The organism is Psychrobacillus sp. (assembly GCF_056205495.1).
Map to the genome: position 1 here is coordinate 1 of NZ_JBAEAP010000287.1, position 4,592 is coordinate 4,592.

6 protein-coding genes are annotated in these 4,592 nt (G+C 36.9%); all 6 read right to left on the minus strand.

The genetic code is table 11. The annotated features are described in order from the left end of the window. A partial coding sequence (locus AC06OU_RS08395) for an alpha/beta hydrolase family protein (RefSeq protein ID WP_475855176.1) occupies nucleotides 1-1,242 on the minus strand: 1,242 nt, incomplete at its 3' end. Between the two features lie 498 nt (nucleotides 1,243-1,740). Further along, complete coding sequence (locus AC06OU_RS08400; protein WP_475855177.1) at nucleotides 1,741-2,778, minus strand: collagenase; 1,038 nt, start codon at nucleotides 2,776-2,778, stop codon at nucleotides 1,741-1,743. Nucleotides 2,779-2,787: 9 nt separating this feature from the next. Further along, nucleotides 2,788-2,961: a hypothetical protein gene (locus AC06OU_RS08405; RefSeq protein WP_475855178.1), complete on the minus strand. Its 174-nt coding sequence runs from the start codon at nucleotides 2,959-2,961 to the stop codon at nucleotides 2,788-2,790. A gap of 33 nt (nucleotides 2,962-2,994) precedes the next feature. After that, entirely contained in the window at nucleotides 2,995-3,549 is a 555-nt protein-coding gene (locus AC06OU_RS08410; protein ID WP_475855179.1) for an NUDIX hydrolase, read from the minus strand. A gap of 57 nt (nucleotides 3,550-3,606) precedes the next feature. After that, nucleotides 3,607-3,948: a zinc ribbon domain-containing protein gene (locus AC06OU_RS08415; RefSeq protein ID WP_475855180.1), complete on the minus strand. Its 342-nt coding sequence runs from the start codon at nucleotides 3,946-3,948 to the stop codon at nucleotides 3,607-3,609. 18 nt (nucleotides 3,949-3,966) lie between these two features. Then, nucleotides 3,967-4,592, minus strand: a 626-nt coding sequence (locus AC06OU_RS08420) for a phosphotransferase family protein (protein ID WP_475855182.1), incomplete at its 5' end; no start/stop codon positions are given.

Sequence of the window (4,592 nt, forward strand, 5' to 3'; positions counted from 1 at the left end):
ATTTGTTATCATAATATATCCGTAGTAAGCAAGAAAACCTAAAGTGGAAGTTAATCCACAAATAGCAAGGGTTGGTGCCAGCCAATGATAGCTTGTAGAAAAGCTGCTCTCCTTAAATTTCCTAAAAAAATGAAAACTCCCTATTACTAAGTAACTAAAAAAGATTACAACAATCGATGCCATAATTCCAAGTTGTAACAAGGGTGAATCAATCCATGAGGTTTCTACTACCCTTGCATCCGATATATAATTTTGCTGTGGAACATCACCTATTACTCTCTCTTTAAATTCTCCTTCTCCTATAACATTCTTAATCCAAGTAACCATGGACTCCGCATAGCCTGGGGCAAATTGGTCAGAGTGAACGTAGCCATCTGTAGAAAAGAAGATATCGTGGTTAGCGTTAGGTATAAATCTAATACTACTTTGCTCGTTGCCACCTCGTACCAATGAATCTTTCATAATCTGGTAACTCTCCAACGGCGGAGCAGTACGATCATTACTACCCCAAATCGCTAGTATTGGTTGTTGTAATTGTTCAAGCACTGGGATAGGATTATATTTTGACTCAGCAAATAATTCTGACGTGACGAGAAAACGAACACCTGTTTTAGTCATTGAATTGATAAAGGAATTAGAAGTTATTCCTTGTTGCCGAAACATATTTTCCATTGTCCAGGAAGTTTGTTGTGCAGGCGGTACTCCACTGGCACCAACTGTAATGACAAATGCCACGTTATCCGAACGAATGGCAGCTAAGGGGCCAACCCAGCCTCCTTCACTTAAACCCCATAACCCAATTTTCTCGGCATCAAGTTTCTCCCTGTAGCGAAGTGCTTCTACTGCTGCTAAGACATCATCTGCCAACAACGTGTATGACCTGGAATATTCTCCTATACCGTCAGCACTGTATCCGACAGAACGTTTATCATAAATAAACGAAGCGATACCCGAATTTACAAATATTTCTGCTTCTGCACGATAGTCTTCTCTATCATGTGTACCTGCTCCATGGATTAAAATAACTGCTGGAAAGGGTCCTTGGCCATCGGGAACAAGTAATGTTCCATCAAGTGTGGTACTGTCCACACTTTGAAATGAAACATTATATTCCTTATGGATATTTGAATTTGCATGTACAGTTAAATTGGAAAGCATAAATAATAGGATAAGGATGCTGATATTCCCTATAGCCAATCGTAAAACAATACTTTGACTTTCTTTCCATCCAACGACGTTCACCTTTTTCTCTCTCCTTTCATATATTCACCAAAGCTAATCAGGTATTCTTTTACTAGACTTATTCCAACTTTTCCTTAAACAGAACTATTATTTATGTAACCTGTTAAGCAACAATAAGTACTTCAATCTTCCAGCTCTTTAAACAATTCCTCGAATACTCTTTCTCTAGCGTCTACAACATAATGAAGTTTTGACTGATTAACTAGAAATAGAATTCTTGCCATTATACATGATGGATATACCGTTGAGGTCTTAATCCGTAGCTATGATTATAAAAATGAGCTCTGCAATAGTTTCTAACACTTACTTAAAGCACAGTTGTATAATTCTATCTAGAAGACATGGAATATCTAACGGTTACATCTTGCCATTATCTTTTGCGATCAGTTTAAGTCTGACTTTCTTGGGGCGATAATTTTAGATAAGAACTTGCGATTATATAGAATAATTTTAAAGGACCCTAGACAATTGTTCAGGGTCCTTTATCTTTGTAACACTTTAGTAATTTGCTAACAGTGTTTTCTGAAATTCCTCAGTGCTCTTGCCTGTAACTCTCTCTAAGGTATTATAAAAATCCGTTAATGACTCAGACAATAACAATTCCGTAATAATTTCTGATCCATATAAATTATCCAGCTTTCTTAGTGTAAAGTAGCCTTGTAGATATACTTTATAATGCTCTAGTGTAGCGGGTATAGTTTTATTTGTGTCTAGTAAGCGATAATCCACCGTTTCCCCTAGAAGGTCCGGATTGATCACTCTATCCTGATAGCCTACATATTCACTTAACCCCTCTATAAACCAAAAAGGCAGATGCTCCATTTTACTACTCAATCCATTAACCTTGGCAAATTGGTGAATACGATAATGGGTATATTCATGTAATAAAATACGTTCCCATCTTTTTTCATCATCCATTTTCATCAGATGTATAGACTGATTTCTACGTTTGTAATAACCTACTGCTCCAGGGGACACTTCCTTAATTGCAGCTGAATCATTATATATTTCGATTGTTAAGGTATCCTTTAGCTCTGGCCCAAAAATCCGATCTAGGTTTGCTTTTTCCTTGGCTAACATAGAAGAATACTCCTCCACCGAGGCAAGATTATCCACAGAAAAATAATAAGCTATTTTATCAATCTGCTTGGACTCTACATTCTTTTGGATTGAGTCTCCTGAAAATAAAGAGAATAATTTTCTGTTTTTAGTCTCATTTGCTTTTGTTTGAGTGGATAGAGGCGCTATCTCTTTATAAGGTTCTTCGATGAAAATAGACCATGCGTTACCTCCTATGTAGAAGGAGCATAATAAGGCTGCTGTTAATATAAAGCTCCCTGAAGGACGAACAATAGACCTCGAAAAATCTCGCTTCGTTTCCAAGTAATACATAAAAAAGATAAAAAGTAAGAAGCTAATTAAAATGCTCGACACTAGATGGCTCCAGTTATAATGAACAATAATTGTTTGTATGGTATACGCTCCGATGACGAAAGGAAACAACAGAAACAAAGCTCGCTTGATGATCGTTCTCAATTTATCCTCCTAATGAATGTTTGTACGTTTACTCGTTGCTATGTTGTACTTGGCATGGTCGATTTGCTTCATGCCAACCATTGTTGATAATATGCCTTTCGTATTCATTAGGAATCGCAAGCTATCATCTGTTTTTTGTATATCTTTACCTAGGTTAAAGGGTGCGCTGGTCGTTACGTGCATACTACGTATTCTCCCGAGTCGCAAAGCCTTTTATCATTTGATTGCAGTCTCCTTTAAAAAATCTAAAGCCATATAATAAGCATTGGCTGTGAAAAGCTGTTGAATTTCACCATTCTTTATTAAAGAGTGCATTTCTTTAAAATCAAAAGTATGAACATCTATAAATTCTGTAGGATCCAGGTGTTGGTCGCTAGTTTTATAAGCATCTAAAAGCAAATAGGTGTAAACCTTATTGGTTTGAGTAGCTGGGTTTACGTAAAATTGACCCAATAAAACTGGCTCGCGATCGGTTGTATAGCCAGTTTCCTCTTGAACTTCTCTAATAATTGCTTCCTGGTAGCTTTCTTGTCCCTCTGGCTTTCCAGCTGGAATTTCTAAAAAGATATTTTGACCTGCATAGCGATATTGGCTTACTAATATAATCTGCTGTTCCTTTGTCAGGACAATGGCATTGACCCAATCCGCATATTCATTGACATAGTAGCTTTCAATTACCTGTCCATCTGGTAGTTCACAAATGTCTTCTCTTAAATTTCCAAATGGAGATTTAAAAATATACGAGGAACTTAATGTTTTCCAAGCGCTCAATCATTTCACTCCTTTATCTTTTAGATCAGTAGATAAGCCATACTAATGACTGAATACTTACATTTGCAGTGAGGTACCACAGTCGGAGCAAAAATTGGATGATCGACGAACTGGATGGCCACAGTTTGAGCAATAGGCTTCCGCTTTTAACTGTCCTTCCTCCCATCCTTGGCTGGCTGCAGCCATTTGTTCACGTATTACCTCGTTATTTAGTTCTTTTAGTTTTTTATAATTACCTACTCCAGTTAAAACAAATCCGAAAAAAATAAGGGGAGCACCAACAAAGAATAACCAAAAATACTGCGGTTCCTCAAAAAACTCCAGCGTAAAAAATTCAAACAAAGAAAACCCTATGCAGCATACGCCAACTATCATCATAAATGGACCTATTAGCTTCACTTCAAGGTCACCTCATTTTCAAAAAAATTCATAAAGACCTCCATCAAAATATTTAAATTCTTCTATTGAAATAGGCGTAGAATCATAGCCCTCATAAAAAGCTTCCACTAATAACGGATTTGATTGTATGGATCTAGTAGCAAGAGCTAGGTCATACCTAGGGTCTCCATGTGCTACTCCAGCAAGATCAATAAAAGCATATACCATACCATCCTTTACAAGTACATTATCAATCGTACAATCCCCATGTATAAGTGTTTGAGGTATTGGCTTAGGCGGGTTCAATTTTAAATAGGTAAGTAGCTCTTCATTTCCATCCACTTTGTAATGGATTACGTTATAAGCGGCTGTATGTAATTGTTTTTCAAGCCAGGTATTTTTAGTTAGCAATGCACTTGGTGGTCTAGTAGTGTGTAATAATTTTAGGAGAGTTCCGAAGCTAAGAAAAAGGGATCTCTTTTCCTCAATTGAATTTGCTTCGTGTAAGGCTTCTCTTAAAGGTACGCCTTCTAACTTACTCATTAGAAGTGAATTCTCTTCGGGTTGCTCTTTGTAATGCATGAATAATGGAATCGGAAGTTCTGTCTCTTTATTTAGAAGTTCCATTACCTCTGCTTCTTTTTTTAGCCATTCTCGATAAGGTA